Genomic DNA, 24,758 nt, shown 5'->3' with positions numbered 1-24,758 from the left:
TTTCGATTTCTTCCGAAAATGATTGAACGCGCCCGCACCGGGTAATGATGTAGGGACAGACATTTTATAAGCGAGTCAACAAGGAGGCGTTCAACATGGAAGCGAAAAAATGGCTGAAAGTCGGCGCGGCGACATTCCTGTCGGTCGGCATGCTGGCGGCATGCGGGGACAATGACGACGACGGCGATGATGTGGATGTGAACAACAACGCGCCGGCCGAGGACATGGACCAGGCTCCGGCAGGGGATGACAGCGGGGATACGGATGTCAACGTCGATACGGACGCGGACACTGACACCGATACTGATGCCGACACCGACTCCGGCACGGACACCGGTGACATGGACGGCACCGATACATCCGACGACGAAGACATGATGGATGAAACGGACGAAGAAAACAACGGTTCTTGATCAAACCGAAAAAGGCCCGGGAGCGATCACCGCTTCCCGGGCCTTTCAATGTCAAATTTCTTTTCGGACATGCTTGCCGCCGGCGTTCTCCACTGCGTAGATGATCGGCTGGTATTGCTGGACCATGATGCCGGAGTCGAATGAATAGCGGGCTCCGTCCTTCATGAGAAAGTCGACCGATTCGACTTTGAGCGAGCCGCCTTCCTTCGTCAGGTTCTCCGTGACTTCCTCGAAGTCATCCCAGTGATAGGTGTGGGCCTCCAGGGAGAACGGCGGGCTGATGACGAAACGGTCCTGCGTGTAGTAGTAGTAATCTTTGGCGGACAGTGTAATCCCGAATGCCGCCACTCCGAGCAATACGAGCGAAAGCGCGATCATCAGCCCTTTTTTCTCCATGACGGCGAACAGGACGAAAATAATTGCGATGGCAAGCAATCCGGCTCCGCCGGTGATGAGCGACCAGCCTGATGTGCCGATCACCTGCGCCTCCCTCGTGAGGAACCCGTTCCTGAACGGAAGAAGGATGGCCGCCGGCCCGATCAAAGCCAGGATGAAGAAGATGACGGCAAGCGTGAATGAAATGACCCGCTTCTGATCAACAAAATCGTACATGTTTCAAGAGCCCCCTATTTTATCTGTTTTTAGAAAGTTCAGGCTCTATATGTACGAGCACGGTGCTGAAAGGTTTCACTTTTTCAAGCCGCCGTTCAATTTCTTCTGTGATCCGGTGGCTCTCCACCACATTGAGCGACGGATCGACCGTGACGGTCAGGTCGATGAATACGTGATTCCCGTGCATCCGGCCTTTGAAGTCTTTCAGCCGGAGCACGCCGTCGACCGACTCTGCAAGTTCCGACAGTTCCTTCCCTTCCTCCTCGTCGAATCCGTCCGTGAGCGTATAGACCGCTTCCTTGAAGATCGCGCCGGCGGACAGCAGGATAAGGACGGCGATGAGGATGGCGGTGATCGTATCGATGATCGGATAGCCGAAGATGGCCCCGGCAATTCCGGCAGCAGCCCCGAGGCTGACAAGCGCATCCGACCGGTTGTCCAGCGCTGCCGCCTTCAGGGCCACGCTCCCGACTTTCCTGGAGAGCCGGAGATTGTACCGGTAGACGATCAGCATGACGATCCCGCTTGCGAGCGCCACAATGCCGGTAAAGAGGGAGGGAGTTGAGGCTTCCTCGACCGTGAGCGAGCGGACCGCGCCGATCAGGACCTGCAGGCCGACCGCTGCCATGATGAAGGAGGCGATGAGGGAAGCGATGGTCTCCGCCCGGAGATGCCCGTACCGGTGCTGATCATCCGGCGGCTTCTGGGAAATCCGGAGTCCGACGAGAACGGCAACGGACGCGATGACATCGGTCGTGTTATTGAGGGCATCCGCCTTCAGCGCCTCGGATGCGCCGAGGGTCCCGGCCGTATATTTGACGATGCTGAGCACGACGTAGGTCCAGATGCTGACCCACGCGCCGCGCTCTCCTTTTTTCAGATTGGAATAAAGATCCACGAGTTCACCCCCGGACACTCAAGTATACCCCAATTTCCGGGTTTTCGCCTGTCATCGGCTGCCGGGAAGGAATGCAAACAGAAAAAATCCCCGGACGAGATGTCCGGGGAGCGGATCAGGATTCCGCTGCGGCGGTATGGTCCTCGACGGCCGATTCCGATTCTGTTTCCGGTTCGGCCTTCATCACCTCGATATAGAGGATATGGTGGCCTTCCATGTCTTTCACGAGGAACTCGTAGCCTTGTTCGATGATCTTTTCGCCTTTGACGATATCATAGCGTCTGGCCATGAACCAGCCGCCGATCGTATCGATGTCTTCTTCATCGATGTGGATGCCGAGGATGTCGTTCACGTCTTCAATCAGCATCTTGGCATCGAAAATGTAATGATTCTCGCCGATGGCCTGGACGTCCGGCACTTCGTCGATGTCGAATTCATCCTGGATGTCCCCGACGATCTCTTCGAGGATATCCTCGATTGTAACGAGGCCGCTCGTGCCGCCGTATTCATCCATGAGCACCGCCATGTGGATGCGCTCTCGCTGGATCTTCAGCAGCAGGTCCCCGATCGGGATCGACTCGATGACCCGGATGATCGGCTGGGTGAAATCCATCACCGGACGGGCGCCGCTTTCCGGATCTTTAATGAAGGCGGTGAGGAGATGCTTCATGTTGACGAGGCCGATGATGTGGTCTTTGTCACCGTCCGTGACGGGGTAGCGCGTATACTGCTCAACGCCCATGACGTCGAACACTTCGCGGAGCGTCATGTCTTTTTCCACGGTCATCATCTCGGTCCGCGGAACCATGATTTCCTTGGCGATCCGGTCGTCGAACTCGAAGATTTTATTGACATATTTATATTCGGACTGGTTGATCTCGCCGCTTTTCAGGCTGTCGGAAAGGATCATCCGCAATTCTTCCTCGGAGTGGGCGGCTTCGGACCCGGACATCGGCTTCAGGCCGAACATCCGGACGAGTCCCTGGGCGGCGCCGTTCATGCCGTGGATCACCGGGTACATGAGCCGGTAGAAGGCGATCAGCGGTCCGGAGAAGGCGAGCGTGATCGACTCCGCTCTCTGGATCGCCGCCGATTTCGGGGCCAGTTCCCCGACGACGACATGAAGGAATGTGACGGCGGAGAATGCGATGAGGAACGACAGGACGGCCGCCATGTTCCCCTGGATCTCGAAACGTTCGAACAGCGGGCGCAACAGGCGCTCCACCGTCGGTTCTCCGAGCCAGCCGAGGCCGAGTGCGGTGATGGTGATGCCGAGCTGGCAGGCGGAAAGATACTCATCCAGATTGGAAATCACTTTCTTTGCCCGGACGGCTTTGCGGTTGCCTTCCGCAATGAGCTGATCGATGCGCGTCGTCCGGACTTTCACGATTGCAAATTCACTCGCGACGAAAAACGCGGTGAGGGCGATTAAGGCAGCAAAAGCTGCCAATCGTATGGCAATGTCCAAATAAAGACTTTGTCCCTGACCCGAATGAGGGGGAGGACAAAGTGTACACCTCCTGTTAATTGAGAAAAACCGTGAGTTACTTCAATTTTATCTGGATGCCGGGTAAAACACAATCGAAAATACCTCGCGTGCGCCCGCAGATTCGTCAGCGGACGTCAGGAGTGCGATAATGAATAAAACAGACAGGAAGGCGGAACAAACATGGATATCAAAAAAGTACAGGTGGATGCCGAAACGGCGGCCGCCATACGCAAGGGGCAGCCGCTCCTTTTGAAGGAAGCCTTCAGCGATCCGGCGCTTCTCGGCCGCGAAGGTTCCATCCTCCGACTGACGGACCCCGCCGGACGCTATATTGCGACAGGCTATCACGGCAATCAAAACAAAGGGGCGGGCTGGGTCCTCACCCATCAGGAGGACGAGCAGATCGACACCGCCTTTTTCGCCCGGAAGATCAAAGAGGCGATCGGCCGGCGGGAATCGTTTTACGAAGATCCCGAAACGACGGCATTCCGCTTGTTCAACGGAGAAGGGGACGGGATCGGCGGCCTGACGATCGATGACTACGACGGCCACTTCCTCATCAATTGGTACAGCGAAGGTATCTACGAGATGCGAAAATATGTCCATGAAGTGCTCGGAGGCCTGCGCGAAGTTCGGTCGGTGTTCGGGAAGAAGCGGTTTGATGCGCAGGGCCGCTACGTGGAGGACGATGACTTCGTCTTCGGGGAAAAGCCGGATTTCCCAATTCTCGTGAAAGAGAACGGCATGCAGTTCGCCGTCGACTTGAACGACGGCGCGATGACGGGCATCTTCCTCGACCAGCGAGACGTCCGCAAAGCGGTCCGCGATGAATACGCGGAAGGGCGCCGGACGCTGAACACATTCTCTTACACGGGCGCGTTCTCGGTGGCCGCGGCGCTCGGGGGAGCGGCGGGGACGGTGAGCGTCGACCTCGCCAAGCGGAGCCTGCCGAAGACGATCGAGCAGTTCTCGGCGAACGGCATCGATTATGAGGCCGAGGAGATCATCGTCATGGACGTGTTCGACTACTTCCGGTACGCCGGCCGCCACGGCAAGGAATTCGACCTCGTCATCCTCGACCCGCCGAGCTTCGCCCGCTCGAAAAAGCGGACGTTCAGCGCGGCGAAGGACTACCCGTCTTTGCTGGAGGACGCCATTTCCATCACGGCGAAAGGCGGGATCATCATCGCTTCGACGAACCATGCGGGCTTCGGCATGAAGAAATTCCGAGGCTTCATCGAAAAGGCGTTCAAGTCCGCCGGCCGCCGCTTTAAGATCGAACGGGAATTCCGGCTCNGGCCGCGAAGGTTCCATCCTCCGACTGACGGACCCCGCCGGACGCTATATTGCGACAGGCTATCACGGCAATCAAAACAAAGGGGCGGGCTGGGTCCTCACCCATCAGGAGGACGAGCAGATCGACACCGCCTTTTTCGCCCGGAAGATCAAAGAGGCGATCGGCCGGCGGGAATCGTTTTACGAAGATCCCGAAACGACGGCATTCCGCTTGTTCAACGGAGAAGGGGACGGGATCGGCGGCCTGACGATCGATGACTACGACGGCCACTTCCTCATCAATTGGTACAGCGAAGGTATCTACGAGATGCGAAAATATGTCCATGAAGTGCTCGGAGGCCTGCGCGAAGTTCGGTCGGTGTTCGGGAAGAAGCGGTTTGATGCGCAGGGCCGCTACGTGGAGGACGATGACTTCGTCTTCGGGGAAAAGCCGGATTTCCCAATTCTCGTGAAAGAGAACGGCATGCAGTTCGCCGTCGACTTGAACGACGGCGCGATGACGGGCATCTTCCTCGACCAGCGAGACGTCCGCAAAGCGGTCCGCGATGAATACGCGGAAGGGCGCCGGACGCTGAACACATTCTCTTACACGGGCGCGTTCTCGGTGGCCGCGGCGCTCGGGGGAGCGGCGGGGACGGTGAGCGTCGACCTCGCCAAGCGGAGCCTGCCGAAGACGATCGAGCAGTTCTCGGCGAACGGCATCGATTATGAGGCCGAGGAGATCATCGTCATGGACGTGTTCGACTACTTCCGGTACGCCGGCCGCCACGGCAAGGAATTCGACCTCGTCATCCTCGACCCGCCGAGCTTCGCCCGCTCGAAAAAGCGGACGTTCAGCGCGGCGAAGGACTACCCGTCTTTGCTGGAGGACGCCATTTCCATCACGGCGAAAGGCGGGATCATCATCGCTTCGACGAACCATGCGGGCTTCGGCATGAAGAAATTCCGAGGCTTCATCGAAAAGGCGTTCAAGTCCGCCGGCCGCCGCTTTAAGATCGAACGGGAATTCCGGCTCCCGGCCGATTTCCGCACTAACCGGCACCAGATGGAATCCGACTACTTGAAAGTGGCCGTCATCCGGCTGGATCGCTGACGGATTCATTGTGAAGACGGATTTATTGTTAAGATTGTGTTAAATCCCTTTCCGCCGGCTTCTGCCTTCTGTAAGATGGGCAAAAGCCGGACGGAAGAGGGGTTTTTAAATTGGAAAAGAAGGGCAGGGGGCAGTACGGTGAAATTCTGGCGGCGTCACTGAAACTCGGGTTGACGTCGTTTGGGGGTCCTGCCGCCCATCTTGGATATTTCAGGGATGAATATGTAACAAAGAGAAAGTGGCTGGATGACCGGGCCTATGCGGATCTTGTGGCGCTCTGCCAGTTCCTGCCCGGCCCGGCCAGTTCGCAGGTCGGCATCGGGATCGGTCTGATGCGCGGCGGGATCGGAGGCGCGCTCCTGTCCTGGTTTGGTTTCACGATGCCTTCCGTGGTGCTGCTCTTGCTGTTCGCCTGGCTCGTCAGAGGAGACGCCGGCTTTGATACCGGCTGGATCCGGGGGCTCAAGATCGTGGCGGTTGCCATCGTGCTACACGCGCTCATCGGGATGGGCCGAAATCTTGCGCCGGACTTGCCGAGAATCGGGATTGCGGCGATTGCAGCGTTGGGCGTCCTGCTCGTCCCGACGGCGGCGGGGCAGATCGGCTTTATTGTACTGGCGGGACTGGCCGGTTATTTAGTCTACAGAGGAAAGGGAACGGCGGCCCGCGACGAGGCTGACATGCCGATGCCGGTCGGCCGCAGGGCGGGACTTCTGTCTCTTGTGCTGTTTTTCTCCTTGCTCGCCTTGCTGCCGGCGGTCCGTGCGGCTGCCGGGAATACCCTCGTTTCACTTGCGGACATTTTTTACCGGGTCGGTTCAATCGTGTTCGGCGGCGGTCATGTCGTCCTGCCGATGCTGGAGCGGGAAATCGTGCCGGGCGGCTGGATGGACGTGGAAACGTTCATCGCCGGATATGGGGCGGCCCAGGCTGTTCCGGGACCGCTATTCACCTTGTCTGCTTACATCGGCATGATCGCCGAAGGAATTCCGGGCGGTCTGCTGGCGGTGGCCGCGATGTTTCTGCCTTCCTTCCTGCTCGTCATCGGCGTTCTGCCTTTCTGGTCGGTGATCCGGAAGAAATCATGGCTGAAGGCATCCCTACTCGGAGTCAACGCGGCGGTCGTCGGCATTTTGTTTGCCGCACTGCTCAACCCCGTGATTCCTGGTTCCATCTTCTCAGTCTGGGATGCTGTAGTCGCCCTTCTTTGTTTTTTGCTGCTTCAGTTCGGGAAGTGGCCCCCGTGGATGGTTGTGCTGGTCGCCGGCGTACTGGGCGCGGGCCTTCATGTGTTCCAGTCATGAAACAATGCGGAACGGAATGCATACGCTGTTTTTGTCCCGGGCAAAAATAGGCCTTCTGAAAGTTTTTTCAGAAAACGGTTGACAAGCCGCCGGCCGTAACGGTAGGCTGTTAGAGTAACGAAACAATTATCAACATTCTGCAGAAGGGAGGCGTGGACGATGATCAACATGAAAATGCATGACGCAATTGTACAAAACTGCATATCGCCATGCCTGCCCGGACTGTGCCCGTGATTTATTTCGGGAACCGCAGTTTATTTTAACGGGGTCCGGCATGTCTGCCGGATCCTTTTTCATTGAGCACGTCTCCTTGATAGGGGGCGTGTTTTCTGTTTTTCTCGCCATTTGGTGCGGCCGCGCGGCAAGCGCGTTGCATATAAATCAAATCGGGAAAGGAGCAATCGCGATGTGCATCGTGAAAGAACGGAAAGTACTCATCAAGGAATCTAAAGAAGGCGGATAGAGACGTCCGCGACAGGAAGAAGGGATTTTATGTTTTCGGTTTTATTCAAGCTTGACTGGTTCTTCAAGGAGAACTGGAAGCGGTATTCGGTGGCGCTTGTGCTGCTGACAATCACAAACGTGCTCGTCGTCGTCCCGCCGTGGATCATCGGGCAGGCGATCGACACGATGTACCGCGGAGACATGACGAAGGGGCTCCTCTGGGGCTTCGCTGGAATCATGCTCACCATCATGGCGATCGGCTACGCGGCCAACTTCGTCTGGCAATATCAATTATTCGGCGGCGCGAACGTGATCGAACGGACGCTGCGCAGCCGGCTCATGCGCCATTTCCTTAAAATGACGCCGACATTCTATGAGAAAAACCGGACCGGCGATCTGATGGCCCGGTCGACGAACGACCTGCGGGCGATTTCGGAAACCGCCGGGTTCGGCATCATGACGCTGATCGACTCGACGCTCTACCTGGCGACGATCCTGCTCACGATGGGCTTCATCGTTTCATGGAAACTGACGCTTGCGGCGATCCTGCCGCTGCCGATTCTGGCGATCATCATGCAGGTGCTCGGCAAGAAAATCCACGAACGGTACGTCGTCGCCCAGGATGCGTTCGGCGATCTGAACGACGATGTGCTTGAAGCCGTCGCCGGCGTCCGGGTCGTCCGGGCGTATGTGCAGGAGCGGGCGACCGAGGAGAATTTCCGCGCGAATACCGAGGAAGTGTATGAGAAGAACATCGCCGTCGAGCGGATCGACGCACTGTTCGCGCCGACGTCGAAAGTGCTGACCGGCATGAGCTACGCGATCGGCCTCGGCTACGGGGCATTCCTCGTGTCGACCGGCGACATGACGCTCGGCAATCTCGTCACGTTCAACGTCTATCTCGGAATGGCCGTCTGGCCGATGATCGCGATCGGCGAGCTCATCAATGTCATGCAGCGGGGGAACGCCTCGCTCGACCGGGTGTCCGAGACGCTCTCCTACGATGAGGACGTGAAAGACCCGGCCGATCCGAAACATGCCGGAAAGCCGGACGCCGTGGACTTCACAGACGTGACGTTCACTTATCCGCAGTCCTCCTCGGTGAACCTTGACAGGGTCCGAGTCCATCTCGACCGGGGCGGGACGCTCGGCATCGTCGGAAAAACGGGGAGCGGAAAGACGACGTTCGTCCGACAGCTCCTTCGCGAGTACCCGGCAGGCGGCGGGGAACTGTCGTTTTCCGGAGTGCCGATCAGCGAACTGACGAAAGATGAAGTCCGGGACTGGATCGGCTACGTGCCGCAGGAGCATGTGCTCTTCTCCCGGTCGATCCGGGACAACATCCTGTTCGGCAAGCCGGACGCAACCGATGAAGAGATCGACGAAGCGATCCGGCTGTCGCACTTCCGCAAGGACCTGGCGATGCTGCCGGAAGGGCTTGAAACGCTTGTCGGCGAAAAAGGGGTCGCCCTGTCCGGCGGGCAGAAACAGCGGATCTCGATTGCCCGGGCACTCATCAAAGACCCGGAGATTCTCGTCCTGGACGATTCGCTTTCCGCGGTCGACGCGAAGACCGAAACGGCGATCATCGCGAATATCCGCGAAGGCCGGGAAGGCAAGACGACGATCATCACGACCCACCGCTTGTCGGCGATCGAACATGCCGACTGGATCATCGTGCTGGAGGACGGCCGTGTCACCGAGGAAGGCACCCATGACATGCTGCTCGGTGAACACGGCTGGTACCGCGAGCAATTCGACCGCCAGCAGATCGGGGAGGGGGATTCACATGAATAAAGGAAAACGGCTCGTCCAGTATGCCGTCGGACAAAAAGGCTATGTGATCCCCGGCATCATCTGCCTGGCACTTGCCGTCGCGGCGGATCTCGCCGGACCGCTCATCGCCAAGAACATCATCGACAATCATATCGCGGGAAGCGAAACGGGCGGAATTGATTTCGGGCCGATCGCCGGCCTGCTCGCCCTCTTCATGGGGCTCGCCGTCATCACGGCCATCTTCCGGTATTCCGAATATCTGCTCCTTCAGAAAGGGGCGAACCGGATCATCCAGAAGATGCGCAACGAAGTGTACGGCAAGATCCAGACGCTGCCGATCCGCTATTTCGATAACCTGCCTGCAGGCAAGGTCGTCGCCCGCGTCACGAACGACACCGAAGCGATCCGCGACATGTATGTGACCGTCCTGTCGCAGTTTGCGACAAGCTTCATGTACATGGGCGGCATCTTCATCGCGCTGCTCTGGCTCGATCCGAAGATGGGCGGAATGATGCTCGTGCTCATCCCGGTCCTGTATGTCTGGATGATCCTCTACCGGAAATATGCCGCGAAATACAACCGGATCATCCGGGGCAAGGTGAGCGACCTGAACGGGATGATCAACGAAGCGATCCAGGGCATGACGATCGTCCAGGCATTCCGCCGGGAAAAACAGATGGAAGAGGAATTCGAGGAGCTCAACGACGAGCACTTCCGCTATCAGAACAAGCTCCTCAAAATGGACTCCGCGACTTCGTTTAACCTGGTCGACACGCTCCGTTCAATGACGTTCCTCGTGTTTGTCCTCTACTTCGGAAACATCTCGCTCACGACGCCAGAAGTGATCTCGGTCGGTGCGCTCTATGCGTTCGTCGACTACATCACGCGCCTCTTCAACCCGATCACCGGCATCGTCAACCAGTTCTCCCGCCTCGAGCATTCGCTCGTTGCGGCGGAGCGGGTGTTCGAACTGCTCGATCAGGAAGGGGAGACGGTGAGCGACAAGAAGATCGCCCGCTACCGGGGCAATGTGCGCTTTGAAGACGTATGGTTCGCCTATAAAGGCGATGAATACGTGCTGAAAGGCATTGACTTTGAAGCGAAGCAGGGAGAGACCGTCGCGCTCGTCGGGCATACCGGATCGGGGAAAAGCTCGATCATGAACCTCCTGTTCCGGTTCTATGACCCGTCCAAGGGCCGCATCGTCATCGACGGCACCGACATCACGTCGCTGCCCCGCCAGACGATCCGCGACCATATGGGCATCGTCCTGCAAGATCCGTACCTGTTCACCGGAACGATCGAGTCCAACATCAGCCTCGGCGACCCGCGGATTTCGCGCGGAATGGTCGAACGGGCGTTGGAAGCCGTCGGAGGCGACCGCGTGCTGAAGCATCTTCCGGACGGCATCGACGCACCGGTCGTGGAAAAGGGAAGCACCCTGTCCGCCGGCCAGCGCCAGCTCATCTCATTCGCCCGCGCACTCGCATTCGACCCGGCGATCCTGATCCTGGATGAAGCAACGTCGAACATCGACACCGAAACCGAAGAAATCATCCAGCATGCGATGGACGTCCTGAAAAAAGGACGCACCACCTTCGTCATCGCCCACCGACTCTCGACGATCAAAAACGCCGACCGCATCCTCGTCCTCGATAAAGGCGAGATCGTCGAATCCGGCAGCCATGACCAGCTGCTCGCGTATGGCGGTCAGTATGCCCAGATGTATAAGCTGCAGGCCGGCAAAGTGGCGGCGGGGAAGATCGGCTGAATTGAGGGAGATGGATAAGAGACAGCCCCGTGCGAGTGAGATCGCCGGGGCTGTTTTTTGGTGGGAGGAGGGGGGCCATTTGAGGGTGAGTGTGATCGGAGAGCGGGCGAGTATTAACGGAAAGAGGGTGAGTGTCATCGCAGAAATTCTCTCTGCCGCCTTGAAGCCGCGGTCATTCGCCTGTTGCTTTTCCCCTTCCATTCTCGTATAATCCGAATGTCGAAATAAACGGAAAACGAAGGAGCCCTCTCCGATGATTGCTTGGTTCAAAGACTGGAAAACGAAAGTTTCAGGTTTCAGCCGCAACGTCCGGCTGTTCATGCTGGCGAATATCCTTATCCAAATCGGGATGGGGGTATTCGCGGTCATGTACAACCTGTATATCAAGGCGCTCGGCATGCCGGAGACCGTGAACGGGAACGTCATCTCGATGACCGCGCTTGCAACGGCGATCATCCTCGTGCCGGCCGGCCTGCTCAGTGACCGGTCCGGCCGGAAGTGGCTGCTCATCGGCGGGTCGGCGCTCACGATGCTGACTTTATTCTACCGGGCGGTGGAAACGGCGGAAGGCACGCTCGTGGCCGCCGCGTTCGTCACCGGCCTGACGATGGCGTTCGTCCAGGTGTCGGGCGTGCCGTTCCTCGCGGAAAACTCGTCCGCCTCGGAGCGGGTCCATCTGTTCAGCATTTATTTCTCGCTCGTCACCGTCGCGGGCGTCATCGGAAGCCTCGGCGGCGGAGTGATCGCGGACCTGCTTGAGAAAACATTCGGGCTGCCCGCCGTCGAATCAATCCGCTGGTCGCTGATCGCCGGAGCGGCGATCTTCGCTGCGGGCATCGGGCCGCTGTTTTTCCTGAGTTCCGGAAAAGCGGTACAAGAAGACAAAGAGGCGACGCCCGCAAGGATCCCAGAGCCGCCTTCCGAAGAGGACCCGGCGGACGCTGCGCTCGGCCGGAATGCCCGGCTCATCTTCCATCTGGGGATCGCCAACCTGCTCATCGGCTTCGGTTCGGGACTCGTCATTCCGTACCTGAACCTGTACTTCGCCAACAGGTTCGGTGCATCGAACGCCTACATCGGCCTGATCCTGTCGCTCGGATCCGCCATGACGGCCGTCGCGATGATGATCGGCCCGGCGCTCGTCAAGCGCGTCGGCAAGGTAAAGGCGCTCATCTTCTTCCAGCTCGCGTCGATCCCGTTCCTGTTCCTGACGGCCTACACGATGTCGCTCGGCCTCGCCTCGCTCGGATTCCTCATGCGCCAGGCACTCATGAACGCCGGCAACCCGATCCAGAGTGCCATCTCGATGGAAATCGTCCACGACAAATACAAAGGGCTCGCCAACTCCGTCAACCAGACTGTCTTCCAGGCCGGCTGGGCCGCCATGGGGCCCGTCTCCGCAGGACTTGTTGTTGCATTTGGATCCTACTGGGGCTACGCCTGGGCGTTCTCGATTACAGGTGTGTTGTACGTCATTTCATCTACTTATTATTATGTGGTGTTCGGCAGGAGGAAGCTGGCGGGGGAGTGAGGGGTACTGCTAAAACGACATGTCAGAATAGTTTTGCGATTTCTGCAGGGAATATAGGAGTTGTGCCGTAAACGGGCCATTCTGCTGAAGAGTAAGGGGGAGTAGATATGACAACAACGTACGTGAATTGGGGAGAAGCAAAAGTTAAACTAACATGGAAGCCTAATGATGAATATCCTCAGCAGAACTTAATTACAAGCGTCCATGGAATTTGCTTTTATAAGAATATGTTGTTATTGGTTAATCTAAATCATAGGGGATGGGATTTTCCAGGAGGCCACATCGAAACAAATGAAACACCGGTAGAATGCTTTAAACGTGAAGTCATGGAAGAAGGCTACGTTGAAGGTGAATGTCTTTTCCTTGGTTATATCGTAGTAGACCATAATGAAAACCCAAATTGGAACGAAGATAGTCCGTATCCAAAGGTTGGATACCAGTTGTTTTATCGTATGGATGTTGAGAAAGTACATAGCTTTGTGGGGGAATTTGAAGCGTCGGAGAGACTTTTTATAGACCCTATAGAGATTTGTGATTATTACCATGACTGGCACGAACTATATCAGGAAATACTCGATTATGCATCTACCATAGAGTGAATGCTTATTCCAAAAACGGGCGCGTGTCTTGAATAAAATAGACGTGCGGTTTTCGTGTTCTGGTTTAAGTATAATGGAATAGGATGAGTATATTGAATTTTATTATGCCCGCCGGAACCTGAATGAGTGTTGAGTAAAATGCAATGAGAGAGTGTGGTTGGATATGTCGTGAGCATTCCAGTTTCTCGGCCTGTTCGTCTGTTCGGATTTGCTTCTCTGATTTTGATATTGTTCCTGTTTCATCCATCCGCCTTTGCGGCTTCCGATCAGCAAGTGTTGGAGGGTCAATTGGAAGATTATCTAAAGGAACATGAAGATACGACCGCCGGGGCAGCGGTGATTATGGTCAACCATGATGAGATCCTATACTTGATGGACGGGTATGCAGACCGGGAGAAGCAGATACGCGTCGATGAGGAGACCGTCTTTGAATGGGGTTCTATTTCAAAGGTTCTCGTCTGGATCAGTGTCTTCCAGTTGGCGGAGGCCGGGAAGATTGATTTGAATGAGGACGTGGCCCATTATCTGCCGCCTGATTTTCGTTTAAAAGAGTCGGACGGCCGTCCGGTCACCATGACCCATCTGATGAACCATACAGCTGGGTTTGACGACAGCTATACGGATTTGATGGTTCTGAATCCGTTTGAAAAAACGTCATTGAGAGGAGTTCTGGAAGCCGCTGACATCCGGCAGGTCTTTCCTACGGGTCAGGTTGTGGCGTATTCAAACTACGGCGCGGCGCTTGCTGCTTACATCGTTGAAGAAGTGAGCGGGATGGATTACCGGGAGTATGTGCGCACTCATATTTTCGAACCTCTTTATATGACAAAAACCGCAATCGATCCTGAGCAGGATGACCATCCATGGGTGAAAAAGCAGAGGCGGAAGATCCAGGGGTATACAGAGGACCGGCAGCTGATCGAGCCGAACCGGTATGTGATTCCGATGTATCCGGCGGGAAGTGTCACGGGGGTCGCCGGGGATCTTCAAAAGCTGATGCAATCGCTGCTTAGTGAAGACGGAGACCCTTTGTTCCAAGACCCTCAAACGATTGATTCTCTGTTTTGGCCCTCTTTATATTACCCGGGTACGGACGTGCCCCGGGTCGCAAACGGGCTGTTTTTCCTGCCGTCCGCAAGCGGATCGACTTTCGGGCACGGCGGGAATACTTTTGCGTTCAGCTCCTCCATTTTCATGAACAGGGCGTCGGGCACCGGTGTGCTGGTCCTGACGAACATGGCTTATGAAAGCACTCTCACACTCGGGATTCCAGAACTTGTTTTCGGCGAATATGCTCCCCGAAAGAGCGATGCCGCGCCTGAAAGCTCTTCAAGATGGAAGGGGATATATGAGCCGGCCCGTGTTCCGCGCCATGGATTCAGCCAGGTGTACGGACTGTTTCTCAGAAGTCGGGCGGAACCGGCGGGTGTGCATGATTTGACGATGAACGGCCTCTCGTATTCGCAGATGATGCCGGGTGCCTATATAACAAAAGATGATTTCAGTGCATACGCGCTGGATGTTTATTCTGATGATGTGGAAGGCAATAAACTTTTATCTTCCGGGCAGTCTGACTTGCTTTACATCCCGCTCCTCCAGCACATTCTTGAATGGGGAGCGATTGTTCTGGCGCTCATCGCCGTCCTGTTCTCGTCCGTTTTCATGGTCTTCATCTTGCTGAAAAGAAAATGGAAAAACCGGTTTGCCGCCATCCAGCACTTTCTGAACGTTCTAGTATGTCTTAATGTCGCCTGGATTTTGTACAAAGCCGGCTCAATGACCTCCTATTCGTCCATTCAGCCATTCCTGAGCGCCAATTTGTTGTATGTAGTCAGTTCATTTATTATTAGTGGTTGCCTGCTTCATCAAATGTGGAAGCATAAAAAGGTGAAGTTAATTGGCATTCTGACAGTGCTGACCGCTATTGTGCTGGTCGGCAATATTCTGTATTGGGAATTTTATTTTTAACAGAAACAGCCCCCGCCGCCGGATTCACTCCGGCAGCGGGGGCTGTCAATCTTTAATCATTTCCGCATGTTCTGCGTGTCGACCATGCGGTTCTGTTCGTCCGCGAGGCGCGATTTATCCTGCATCTTTTCCTGCTCGCGCTTTTGCTGTTCGTCGAGCTGTTGCTTTTCGTCCACGAATTTGTCTGGTTTCTTGTCTGCCATCGGGATTCCTCCTTCCGGTGATACTTTAAGTATTCCCGGAATCCGGGCAGTCCAAACGGTTCAATCGTACACGTGGAAGGTCATGAGCTCGTGGATCATTTTTTTCACCTGATCTTCATCCGGCGGTGTGTCGCCGGTCCAGACGATCGTGCCATCCTGTTTGTAGTCGCCCGAGTAGCGCGTGTTCTTGTAGAGAAATGAAAACGTCCAGCCGGGCAGCCGGCCGCCTTCGAACATCGGCTTGTACGTGAAGTGCTGCAGCAAGTCCCTCATCCCTTTCATGATAGCCGTCCGGATCGCATACTTATAGGAACAAAAGCAACGAAAGGATGCGGCCGTGTTCATCGATCAGTTGCGCGAGGCGATCGAGGAGGAGTACAAGGCGTACCACTTTTATAAATCGATGGCGTCGCTCACAAAAGATCCGTACTGGCTCGATTTCATCCACCATGCGATGGATGATGAAAAAAGCCACTATGAAATGTTCCAACAGCTTCATTATATGCTGAAGGGGTCGTTCGTTCAAAGCCTCAGGAAGCCCGGGCCGTGCGACAGCCTGAAGGCCTGCGTCAAAAAAGCGGTGCGGGACGAGCTGGAGTCGGCCGAGCTGTACAAAGTGATGCTGCTCCAGATCCCGATCCGGGAAGCGTACGATCCGCTGTTCCTCGCCATGCATGACGAGACGGAGCATGCGATCCGGTTCTCGATGATGTACAACGCGCTGTAGCCGGCGGCCGGGTTTCCGGCTGAGATGGAAGAGTTGGGCCGTGAAGTGGAAGAGTTGGGCTGCGAAGTGGAAGAGTTACGAGTTACGTCGCGCGGCGGCGTTCCTTTTTCTGTTGCCGGGGTTCGTCTGTTATACTAATGTCGAACCCTGAAGGAAAAAGGTGAAGTGATTGAATGCATTGTTGACCATTGCCTTGATGGCGGTCATCGGAGCGGTGATCGGGGGCGTGACGAACCATCTCGCGATCAAGATGCTGTTCCGGCCGCACGAGGCCAAATATATCGGCAACTGGCGGGTGCCGTTCACGCCAGGTCTCATCCCGAAGCGGCGCGATGAGCTGGCGACCCAGTTCGGCCGGATCGTCGTGGATTACCTGCTCACACCGGAAACATTCCGCAACAAGCTGTTCACGCCTGCGATGCAGGAGAAGGCGGAGCGCGTGATCCAGGGGATGATCGAGAAGCATCTGTTCAGTGAAGAACGGACGATTGCGGACTGGCTGGATACGGCGGGTGTCCGCGATGCTGATTTGAAGATCGAGCAGGCCGTCCTTAGTCTCGTCGACACGAAGTTCAATGAAGCGAAAGACCGGCTCCTGGACGGGACGGTCGGCGAGAAGCTGCCGGAACGATGGCTTGAGGAAGCGGAAGAACGCCTGCCCGTGATCCGCCGCTACATTGTCGTCCGGGCGATGGACTACGTGTCTTCGGCCGAGGGCAAGGCGACGATCCGGACGATGATCGATGACTTCCTTGAGTCGAAAGGGACGTTCGGCAGCATGCTCCAGTCCATGTTCGGCGGCTCTGACAAGCTCGTCGGGAAAGTGCAGCGGGAAGGGCTGAAGTTCCTGTCCGCCCCCGGCACTGCCGACCTGCTCGACAAGCTGATCGGCGGAGAGTGGGAAAAGCTGAAAGCCCGGCCGATGGAAGAACTCGCCGGCGGGTTCGACTGGGACGGGCTCCTTGTGTCCGTCCGGGGCTATGTGAAGCGGGAGCTGGCGGCCGGGGAACGGCTGGACAAGACGCTCCTCGACTACTGGCCGGACGGCGCGGAGTGGATCCGGGTGAATGTGACGCCGGCATTGACGGCGTTCGGATTCCGCCAGGCGGAGTCGAAGATGGAAGACGCCCTTCGCCGCCTGAAGATCGACCAGATGGTGAAGGAGCAGGTCGACTCCTTCCCGGTCGCAAAGCTCGAAGACCTCGTCCTTGGCATCTCCCGGCGAGAGTTCAAGATGATCACCGTGCTCGGCGCGGTGCTCGGCGGACTCATCGGGATCGTGCAGGGACTTCTCGTCTTCCTTATTAACTGATTGGAGTGAATGAAATGGCAGTGAACATCTACAACGACATCAACAAGCTGGAAGCGACATTCCGGCAGACGGACGAATACGCGGCGCTCGCACAGGCGATCGACGAAGTGAAGGCGGACGAAGAAGCGCTCAAGCTGTTCCAAAGCTTCCGCGACATCCAGATGAACCTCCAGCAAAAGCAGATGTCCGGAGAGGAAATCGGCGGGGAAGAACTCGAGTACGCACAGAAAACTGCACAGCTCGCCCAGCACAACCCGAAAATCGCGGCCATGCTCCAGGCGGAAATGCAGCTCAGCCGCATCGTCGAGGAAGTCAACCGCATCCTCATGAAGCCCGTGCAAGACCTGTATGAAGGCATCTGAATGCTTAAAGAAAAACCGGCTGCGGCCGGTTTTTTGTATGGGAAGAGAGAGGAGAAGGGTGAATCGAACGATTAACTGGCTGAATCGAACGATTAGCCGCTTGAATCGAATGATTACGCCGTCGAATCGAACGATTAACCGTTTGAATCGAACGATTACCTCCGCCGGTCCGGTTTCCCTTATAATTGGGACAAACAACCATGGAGGTGACCGGATGACATTCATCCTCTGGCTCGGAGCGCTGATCATCTTTCTGATCCTCGGCACGGTCCTGAATGTCGTATTCGACATGATGGAGTGGAAGTATTGGTTCATCACATTTGGTCTCGGGCTGGTGCTCAGCATCGTCACCGTCGCTATTTTCGGCTGACGGAAGCAGGACTGCGCACGAGCGGTCTGCTATAATGGTTGGAGATTTTATTCCACTTAAAGCAAGGAGATCGTCATGAAGCCGATTGATATAAAGCAGCAATTTGAACAGGACTGGATCCGGATGTTCCAGAACATCGCCAACCTGTTTTTTGAAGAGACGGAAATGACGCATGGCGGAACCGGAGATGCCGAAGGAGCCGTCCGTGTTTCATTCGCCTGGACGGAAGAAGCGGGAGTCCTCCGCGGCCAAGCGGATCTCCGGGACGAATCGGGGGCGTTCAGCGCCGAATACAGCGAAGAGGCCGCGCACAACGGAGATCCGAAAGCGGAGAAGCGCCAGCTGAAGCGGGTGCTGTCGCATGTGTTCCTCGATGTGCTCGAGCAGTCGACGGGCATCGTCCAGCCGTGGGGCATCCTCACCGGCATGCGGCCGACGAAGCTGTACCACAAGATGCGCAGGGAAGGGCTCACGCACGAAGAGATTTCGGAGCGGCTCGTGACCGAGTACCGGATCGCGCCCGAAAAGATCGAGCTCATGAAGCGGATCGTCGAGCGGCAGCTGAAGATGATCCCCGACCTCGACCGGATCGGCGAGGAAGTGAGCGTCTACATCGGCATTCCGTTCTGCCCGACGAAGTGCGCGTACTGCACGTTCCCTGCGTATGCGATTCCGCGGCGCGGCAACCGGGTGCAGTCGTTCCTTGACGGCCTCCACGTCGAGATCGAGGAGATCGGTGCCTGGCTGAAAGAGCGCGGCATCAAAGTGACGAGCGTGTATTTCGGCGGCGGCACGCCGACGTCGATCGAGGCGCACGAGATGGACGCGCTGTACGAAACGCTGTTCGCGTCATTCCCGGATATCCGGGAAGTCCGGGAAATCACGGTCGAAGCCGGCCGGCCGGACACGATCACGCCGGAGAAGATCAACGTCCTGAAAAAATGGGACATCGACCGGATCAGCGTGAATCCGCAGTCGTACACCGACGAAACGCTGAAGGCGATCGGCCGGTTCCATACCGTTCAGGAGACGATCGACAAGTTCCATCTGTCGCGCAACATGGGCATGAACAACATCAACATGGACCTCATCATCGGCCTGCCGAATGAAGGCACCGAAGAATTCGCCCACTCGCTCGCCGAGACGGAAAAGCTCCAGCCGGAATCGCTCACCGTGCACACGCTGTCGTTCAAGCGGGCGTCCGAAATGACCCGCAACAAAAAGAAATACAAAGTCGCCGACCGCGGAACCGCCGTGAAGATGATGAACATGGCGGAGAACTGGACTGCGGAAAACGGATACGTGCCGTATTACCTGTACCGGCAGAAGAACATCCTCGGCAACCTCGAAAACGTCGGCTACTCCAAGCCGGGCGAAGAAAGCATCTACAACATCGCCATCATGGAAGAAGTCCAGACGATCATCGGCCTCGGCTGCGGCGCCTCGAGCAAATTCGTTCATCCGCAGACCGGCCGCATCACCCAGTTCCACAATCCGAAAGACCCCGCCGCCTACATCCTCAGCTACTCCGAATCGATCGACAAGAAGATCGAAATGCTGGACGGGCTGTTTGGAGAACCGGTGGCGGTGGATTAACACGATCGCAGGAGACGCTAGGCGTGGCGTCCCCTGCGTTTTTTTGCTCCCGGAGGGGCGAATGTTAAGCAAACGGCGCTGAATGTTAAGCAAACTCTCCTGAATGTTAAGCAAACCGTGCTGAATGTTAAGAAAGCCGCACACTCTTCGACGAAATAAAGGGAAACACACACCCGGCAGCGAAACCTTAACTGATGGTGAATGGCTGTTCATTTTAAAAAAGGGGTGTTGTAATAGATGGCATACGAAACGATCCGGCTGGAACGCGACGGGCGCTTGGCGCAGGTCGTGCTGAACCGGCCGAATGCGATGAATGCGATGAACGACACGATGATGAAGGAACTGGCGGATGTGTTTGAGGAATTGAAGGAGGACCGGGAAGTCCAGCTCGTCATCCTCCGCGGCGAAGGCCGGGCGTTCTCGGCCGGCGGCGACATCAAGCAGATGACCGACCCGGACAGTCCGATGGACATCGGGAAAGTGATGGTCGACGTATCCCGTCTGGCAGAGGCGCTCTACACGCTGCCACAGGTCACGATCGCCGCAATCAGCGGAGCGGCGGCCGGTCTCGGCTTCAGCATGGCGCTCGGATGCGATGTGATCATCGCCGAGGAATCGTCGAAGCTCGCGATGAATTTCATCGGCATCGGGCTCGTCCCCGACGGTGCCGGCCACTTCTTCCTGAAGGAACGCATCGGGGTGCCGAAGGCGAAGCAGCTCATCTGGACGGGGGAAGTCATGCCCGCCGAGAAGGCGAACGCACTCGGACTCATCGACGAAATCGTCCCGGACGGCGAAGCCGCCAAGCATGCGGAGTCAATGGCGAAGCAGCTTCTCCAGACGCCGATCGGCGCGATGATCGCCTCGAAGGGAATCCTGCATACGCCGAAACTCGACGAGCTCCGGAGCGTCCTCCAGCTCGAAAGCGACGCCCAGCAGGCGATGCGGCAGACCGCCGACCACCGCGAAGGGATCACCGCCTTCCTTGAAAAGCGAAAGCCCGTCTTCAAAGGAGAATAAACGAAGAAAACCCGTCAGTCCGGTTGAACCGGTCTGGCGGGTTTTTGCGTGGTCCTCAGGAATGGAACAAAAGCAGCTTGCCCATCGGAGACGCAAGCCGGTGTGTTTGATCGGCGAGCCCCTTTTCGTCAAGGATGGCATGCCCCTTCTCTTTCGCCGCGTCGTCGTTCTCTGCTTCGAACGTCTCTTCGGTGATCATTTCACCGTCATGCTTAAAGGCGGTCAGTTTGTACGTCTTCATATCCCATCGCCCCCTTTCCCTGACTTCATTATAAAAGATATTCTGAAAAAATAATATAAAAAGTATGTAAAGGGTACTTGACACTGAATGTAGAGGTAAAGTACACTTTACGTAAAGGGAGCTTTACCTTTCGAACTCACTAAATAGGAGGCGATGGCTCGTATGAGGAGAAGCACGGTCTTTCAGCGGAACCTTCTCGGCGTTTTGGCGGGACTCCTGATTATCTGGGGAGTCATGAGGCTCATCCCCGGTATCCGCACAGGCGAAATTTCATGGGCCGGCAGCCTTCCGCCTTTTCTGATCGCGGTGGCGTTGCTGTCCAACAGGTATTTCCTGCTTCACAGCGAGGGGGAGGATGAGCGATGGAACCGTATAAGGGAACGCGCACTGTCGTTCAGCGCCCTGATTCTTATGGTCTTTCTCCTGCTGATGATTATTGTTCAACTGGGCGGACTCATTCACTTGGATGGGATGGAGACCGCACTGTTCACCCTTTTCTTCCTCGGATTGACGAACCTGATCACGATGATTGTATTGACGAAAAGGATGTAGGAGGGACGCTATGAAAAATGGGACCGTACACGACAAGGGGGTCTACACAGGATTTGCAGTCCTGCTGACTGTATTGTCTGCTGTTTTTTTGAGTGCGAGTATTTTGGGTGGGGCTTTCCCATCGGGTCATGACATCATGTTGGCGGCAGTGGCAATCATGGCATGGTGCCTGTCTGCCCTCCATCCCCATTTTCGAGCCAATGATGAGCGATGGCACCGAATACGCGAACGCGGGATGTTTTACAGTTATTTCATTCTTCTAGGATTCCTTTTGGCCCTGATGGCTGTCTTTTCATTCACGAATTTTGATCTGGATGGGTACAGGACCGTCTCCGTGGTTGCCTCATTCTTGATCTCGTCTGTGTTCCTCACTTTTGTCGTGTTATCGAAAAGGATGTAGGAGGGGGCCATGAAAAATCACATCAAGGATAATCGGGCCGAGCACGGGATGACGCAGGATGCCCTGGCCGAGGCGCTCGGCGTTTCGCGTCAGACGGTCATTTCGCTTGAGAAGGGGCGGTACAATCCGTCGCTCGAGCTGGCATTCAAGCTGGCTGCGGTGTTCGGGTGCCGCATCGAAGATTTATTTGATCCGGAGGAGGATTGACCATGTACGAAGGCTTTGAAATGAGTTCGTTTCTGGCCGGGCTGCCGCTCGGCATGGCCGTTGCGGCCGTCATCTTTTATTTCAGCTGGCGCAAAGGGAAGAAAGAGCGGCGGTTCGATGAGCGGTACAGGAGGATCCATGAGTCGGCGCGCTCGTTTTCCTGGGCGGTGACGACATTCGTCCTTCTGATCGCCTGGGCGCTCGTCATGTTCCTCGAGCCGCCGGGCACAGCATTTTTCGTTCTCATGGCGGTGTATATGCTGCATATGGTTTCATACGGAATCGGCGCGGCCATCGCGTCAAGAAGGAATTGAACCGAAACTTTTAAACTTTCAATCCGTACAAGGATTATGGAAAGGGGCGAGACGATGACGTTGCAACTGGAACATGTCACAAAGAAATTCGGAGATTTCACGGCGGTTGATGATCTGACGCTCAACGTCGGGGAAGGGACGATGTACGGGTTCCTCGGAGCGAACGGGGCGGGCAAGACGACGACATTCCGGATGATCCTCGGACTGCTCACGCCGAACGGCGGAACCGTGCGGTGGAAAGGAAAGCCGATCACGTACGGCACGAGCCATGAGATCGGCTATCTGCCGGAGGAGCGGGGGCTTTACCCGAAGATGAAGGTCGAGGACCAGCTCGTTTTCCTCGGGGAACTCCGCGGAATGAAAAAAAACGATGCCAAGGCTGCGCTGCAAAAGTGGCTTGAGCGCTTTGAAGTGCCGCAGTACCAGAACAAGAAAGTCGAGGAGCTGTCGAAGGGGAACCAGCAGAAGATCCAGGTGATCGCCTCGCTCATGCACAATCCGGAGCTGCTCATCCTCGATGAACCGTTTTCCGGGCTCGACCCGGTGAACGTGGAAATGCTGAAGGGCGCGGTGAAGGAGTTCCGGGATGCCGGGGCGACGATCGTGTTCTCGAGCCACCGGATGGACCATGTCGAGGAGCTGTGCGAGCAGCTCACCATCATCCACCGCGGAAAACAGGTCGTCGAAGGCTCGCTGCGTGATGTGAAGCGGTCGTTCGGCAGGCAGAACGTGCGGATCCGGTCCGATTATGACATCACGGGTCTCCAGTCGGTGTCCGGTGTGCAGAACGCATCTTATGCGCTCGACGGGGCGGTGTTCCAGGTGGCGGATGACGAGACGGCCGACCGGCTGCTGCAGGAGGCGCTGAAGTCCGGACCGGTGCGCCACTTCAGCATCGAAGAACCGTCGCTCCAGGATATCTTCATTGCGAAAGTGGGTGAAGTCCATGCGTGATTTCTGGATCATCTTCAAGCAGGCGTTCGCCACGAAGGCGAAGACGAAATCGTTTATCATCACGACGGCGGTCGTCATCGCGGGGATTTTCCTGCTCGCGAACATCACGACGATCATCGACAAGTTTGGAGGAGACGAGGAAGCGGGCGACACGCTTCCTGTCCTCACGGAAGACAGTGCGCTCGTCACCCGGCTCGGCGACCAGCTGAAGGCGATGGGAGAAGAGACGGTTCCGAAAGCCTCCGATGAAAGCCGCAAAGCGCTGGACAGCCAAGTTAAGGAAGGGGACATCGACGCCTACCTTGTCCTCGCCGCCGGCGACGGCACGATCGACGCCGAATACGTATCGGAAGACTCGATGGAATTCGGGTTCCCGATGATGGTGCAGGAAGCGCTGCAGTCGATTCAGACAGAACTCCGCGCTGAGCAGCTCAATCTGTCCCCTGCCGAAGCGGGTGCGCTGTTCGAGCCGGTCGGCTTCCATCAGACGACCCTGTCCGATTCCGGAAAGACCGAAGAAGAGCTGAACCAGGCGCGCGGGCTCGTGTATGTGCTCATGTTCCTTATCTATTTCGCCGTCATCATGTATTCCAGCATGATCGCGACCGAAGTGGCGACGGAGAAGTCGTCCCGCGTGATGGAGATTCTCATTTCGAGCGTTTCCCCGGTGAAGCATATGTTTGCGAAAGTGCTCGGGATCGGCTCGCTCGGACTGCTGCAGATGGCTTTGTTCGGCGTGTTCGGCTACATCGCGCTCAAGTCATCGTCGGCGATGTCCGAGCTCTCCGAAGGGGCGTTCTCCTTCTTCGGCTTCTCCGACATCAACCCGGCGACGGTTGTGTACGCGGTCATCTTCTTCTTGCTCGGGTACTTCCTCTATGCGGTGCTCGCCGCGCTGCTCGGCTCGCTCGTCAGCCGGACGGAGGACGTCCAGTCGCTCATCATGCCGATGACGATGCTCATCGTGATTGCGTTCATCATCGCCGTCACGGGGCTCGGGACGCCGGACGCTGCGTACGTGAAGTGGACTTCCTACTTCCCGTTCTTCGCGCCGCTCGTCATGTTCCTGCGCGTCGGCATGCTCGACCTGCCGTGGTGGGAGCCGGTCCTGTCGATCGGGATCATGGTGCTGACGATCGCCGTCCTCGGCTGGTTCGGTGCCCGCGTCTACAAAGGAGGCGTCCTCATGTACGGGCCTTCCCGCTCGCTGAAGGACCTGAAGAAAGCCCTCCAGCTCGGGAAGGAATAAAAGACAGTGGAATGAACAGGCAAGTCGCCGGCCGACTTGCCTGTTTTCTTATGGGGA

General features: G+C 56.6%; 25 protein-coding genes and 2 pseudogenes. 21 read left to right on the top strand and 6 right to left on the bottom strand.

Annotation, left to right across the window (positions count from 1 at the left end):
* Positions 1-95 precede the first annotated feature (95 nt).
* Entirely contained in the window at positions 96-413 is a 318-nt protein-coding gene (locus tag BN1189_RS01450) for a hypothetical protein (RefSeq protein ID WP_052455563.1), read from the top strand.
* 51 nt (positions 414-464) lie between these two features.
* On the opposite strand, the gene BN1189_RS01445 is transcribed toward BN1189_RS01450, so the two are convergent.
* From BN1189_RS01445 to BN1189_RS01435, 3 genes are all read right to left on the bottom strand, one after another.
* A complete protein-coding gene (locus tag BN1189_RS01445) occupies positions 465-1,025 on the bottom strand; it encodes a hypothetical protein (RefSeq protein ID WP_040224836.1) in 561 nt (186 codons plus the stop codon).
* 19 nt (positions 1,026-1,044) lie between these two features.
* On the bottom strand, positions 1,045-1,923 hold the full coding sequence (locus tag BN1189_RS01440; RefSeq protein WP_040224834.1) for a cation diffusion facilitator family transporter: 879 nt from the start codon (positions 1,921-1,923) through the stop codon (positions 1,045-1,047).
* Between the two features lie 115 nt (positions 1,924-2,038).
* Entirely contained in the window at positions 2,039-3,373 is a 1,335-nt protein-coding gene (locus BN1189_RS01435; RefSeq protein ID WP_052455562.1) for a hemolysin family protein, read from the bottom strand.
* A gap of 219 nt (positions 3,374-3,592) precedes the next feature.
* Between BN1189_RS01435 and BN1189_RS01430 the strand changes: the two are divergent.
* From BN1189_RS01430 to BN1189_RS01385, 9 genes and pseudogenes are all read left to right on the top strand, one after another.
* A pseudogene (locus BN1189_RS01430) lies at positions 3,593-4,615 on the top strand (class I SAM-dependent rRNA methyltransferase); the annotation flags it as partial.
* Positions 4,616-4,712: 97 nt separating this feature from the next.
* Positions 4,713-5,801 (top strand): annotated as a pseudogene (locus BN1189_RS01425) (class I SAM-dependent rRNA methyltransferase); the annotation flags it as partial.
* Positions 5,802-5,911: 110 nt separating this feature from the next.
* The gene (chrA, locus tag BN1189_RS01420; protein WP_040224832.1) at positions 5,912-7,105 is read left to right on the top strand and encodes a chromate efflux transporter; all 1,194 of its coding nucleotides are present in this window, start codon (positions 5,912-5,914) and stop codon (positions 7,103-7,105) included.
* A gap of 178 nt (positions 7,106-7,283) precedes the next feature.
* The gene (locus tag BN1189_RS16240) at positions 7,284-7,568 is read left to right on the top strand and encodes a hypothetical protein (protein WP_040224831.1); all 285 of its coding nucleotides are present in this window, start codon (positions 7,284-7,286) and stop codon (positions 7,566-7,568) included.
* A 29-nt stretch (positions 7,569-7,597) separates the two neighbouring features.
* Entirely contained in the window at positions 7,598-9,346 is a 1,749-nt protein-coding gene (locus BN1189_RS01410) for an ABC transporter ATP-binding protein (protein ID WP_040224830.1), read from the top strand.
* A complete protein-coding gene (locus BN1189_RS01405; protein WP_040224828.1) occupies positions 9,339-11,096 on the top strand; it encodes an ABC transporter ATP-binding protein in 1,758 nt (585 codons plus the stop codon). Before BN1189_RS01410 ends, BN1189_RS01405 begins: the two co-directional genes overlap by 8 nt.
* Before the next feature lie 253 nt (positions 11,097-11,349).
* Positions 11,350-12,627, top strand: a complete 1,278-nt coding sequence (locus BN1189_RS01395) for an MFS transporter (protein WP_082194088.1) — start codon at positions 11,350-11,352, stop codon at positions 12,625-12,627.
* Positions 12,628-12,734: 107 nt separating this feature from the next.
* A complete protein-coding gene (locus tag BN1189_RS01390) occupies positions 12,735-13,226 on the top strand; it encodes an NUDIX domain-containing protein (RefSeq protein WP_082194087.1) in 492 nt (163 codons plus the stop codon).
* Between the two features lie 168 nt (positions 13,227-13,394).
* The gene (locus BN1189_RS01385; protein WP_257125352.1) at positions 13,395-15,194 is read left to right on the top strand and encodes a serine hydrolase domain-containing protein; all 1,800 of its coding nucleotides are present in this window, start codon (positions 13,395-13,397) and stop codon (positions 15,192-15,194) included.
* Positions 15,195-15,250: 56 nt separating this feature from the next.
* Here the strand turns inward: BN1189_RS01385 and BN1189_RS15930 are convergent, their stop codons facing one another.
* Together BN1189_RS15930 and BN1189_RS01380 are read right to left on the bottom strand one after the other, a co-directional pair.
* On the bottom strand, positions 15,251-15,397 hold the full coding sequence (locus tag BN1189_RS15930) for a hypothetical protein (protein WP_179860877.1): 147 nt from the start codon (positions 15,395-15,397) through the stop codon (positions 15,251-15,253).
* Positions 15,398-15,457: 60 nt separating this feature from the next.
* Positions 15,458-15,661 (bottom strand): YheE family protein, encoded by a 204-nt coding sequence (locus tag BN1189_RS01380; RefSeq protein WP_040224822.1) that lies wholly within the window; start codon positions 15,659-15,661, stop codon positions 15,458-15,460.
* Between the two features lie 73 nt (positions 15,662-15,734).
* On the opposite strand from BN1189_RS01380, the gene BN1189_RS01375 reads away from it, so the two are divergent.
* The 6 genes from BN1189_RS01375 (at position 15,735) to BN1189_RS01355 (ending at position 20,784) form a co-directional block, all read left to right on the top strand.
* Positions 15,735-16,124, top strand: coding sequence for a ferritin-like domain-containing protein (locus BN1189_RS01375; RefSeq protein WP_040224820.1), 390 nt, complete (start codon positions 15,735-15,737; stop codon positions 16,122-16,124).
* A gap of 169 nt (positions 16,125-16,293) precedes the next feature.
* The gene (locus BN1189_RS01370) at positions 16,294-17,436 is read left to right on the top strand and encodes a DUF445 domain-containing protein (RefSeq protein WP_257125351.1); all 1,143 of its coding nucleotides are present in this window, start codon (positions 16,294-16,296) and stop codon (positions 17,434-17,436) included.
* A gap of 14 nt (positions 17,437-17,450) precedes the next feature.
* On the top strand, positions 17,451-17,798 hold the full coding sequence (locus BN1189_RS01365; RefSeq protein ID WP_040224819.1) for a YlbF family regulator: 348 nt from the start codon (positions 17,451-17,453) through the stop codon (positions 17,796-17,798).
* A 214-nt stretch (positions 17,799-18,012) separates the two neighbouring features.
* The gene (locus BN1189_RS15925; protein ID WP_179860876.1) at positions 18,013-18,168 is read left to right on the top strand and encodes a hypothetical protein; all 156 of its coding nucleotides are present in this window, start codon (positions 18,013-18,015) and stop codon (positions 18,166-18,168) included.
* Positions 18,169-18,243: 75 nt separating this feature from the next.
* Complete coding sequence (locus BN1189_RS01360) at positions 18,244-19,764, top strand: coproporphyrinogen III oxidase (RefSeq protein WP_040224817.1); 1,521 nt, start codon at positions 18,244-18,246, stop codon at positions 19,762-19,764.
* Positions 19,765-20,001: 237 nt separating this feature from the next.
* A complete protein-coding gene (locus tag BN1189_RS01355; protein WP_040224815.1) occupies positions 20,002-20,784 on the top strand; it encodes an enoyl-CoA hydratase in 783 nt (260 codons plus the stop codon).
* A gap of 55 nt (positions 20,785-20,839) precedes the next feature.
* Here the strand turns inward: BN1189_RS01355 and BN1189_RS01350 are convergent, their stop codons facing one another.
* On the bottom strand, positions 20,840-21,025 hold the full coding sequence (locus tag BN1189_RS01350) for a YhzD family protein (protein WP_040224813.1): 186 nt from the start codon (positions 21,023-21,025) through the stop codon (positions 20,840-20,842).
* A gap of 162 nt (positions 21,026-21,187) precedes the next feature.
* On the opposite strand from BN1189_RS01350, the gene BN1189_RS01345 reads away from it, so the two are divergent.
* The 5 genes from BN1189_RS01345 (at position 21,188) to BN1189_RS01320 (ending at position 24,701) form a co-directional block, all read left to right on the top strand.
* Positions 21,188-21,577: a hypothetical protein gene (locus tag BN1189_RS01345; RefSeq protein WP_040224812.1), complete on the top strand. Its 390-nt coding sequence runs from the start codon at positions 21,188-21,190 to the stop codon at positions 21,575-21,577.
* A 409-nt stretch (positions 21,578-21,986) separates the two neighbouring features.
* Positions 21,987-22,184, top strand: a complete 198-nt coding sequence (locus BN1189_RS01335) for a helix-turn-helix transcriptional regulator (RefSeq protein ID WP_040224808.1) — start codon at positions 21,987-21,989, stop codon at positions 22,182-22,184.
* A 2-nt stretch (positions 22,185-22,186) separates the two neighbouring features.
* Positions 22,187-22,498, top strand: coding sequence for a hypothetical protein (locus BN1189_RS01330; protein ID WP_040224806.1), 312 nt, complete (start codon positions 22,187-22,189; stop codon positions 22,496-22,498).
* Positions 22,499-22,552: 54 nt separating this feature from the next.
* On the top strand, positions 22,553-23,452 hold the full coding sequence (locus BN1189_RS01325) for an ABC transporter ATP-binding protein (RefSeq protein WP_040224805.1): 900 nt from the start codon (positions 22,553-22,555) through the stop codon (positions 23,450-23,452).
* Positions 23,445-24,701, top strand: a complete 1,257-nt coding sequence (locus BN1189_RS01320; protein ID WP_040224804.1) for an ABC transporter permease — start codon at positions 23,445-23,447, stop codon at positions 24,699-24,701. Before BN1189_RS01325 ends, BN1189_RS01320 begins: the two co-directional genes overlap by 8 nt.
* The last annotated feature ends 57 nt before the right edge of the window (positions 24,702-24,758 follow it).

The organism is Bhargavaea cecembensis, from assembly GCF_000826125.2.
GTDB lineage: Bacteria > Bacillota > Bacilli > Bacillales_A > Planococcaceae > Bhargavaea > Bhargavaea cecembensis_B.
This window is presented reverse-complemented; position numbering and strand designations above follow the sequence as displayed.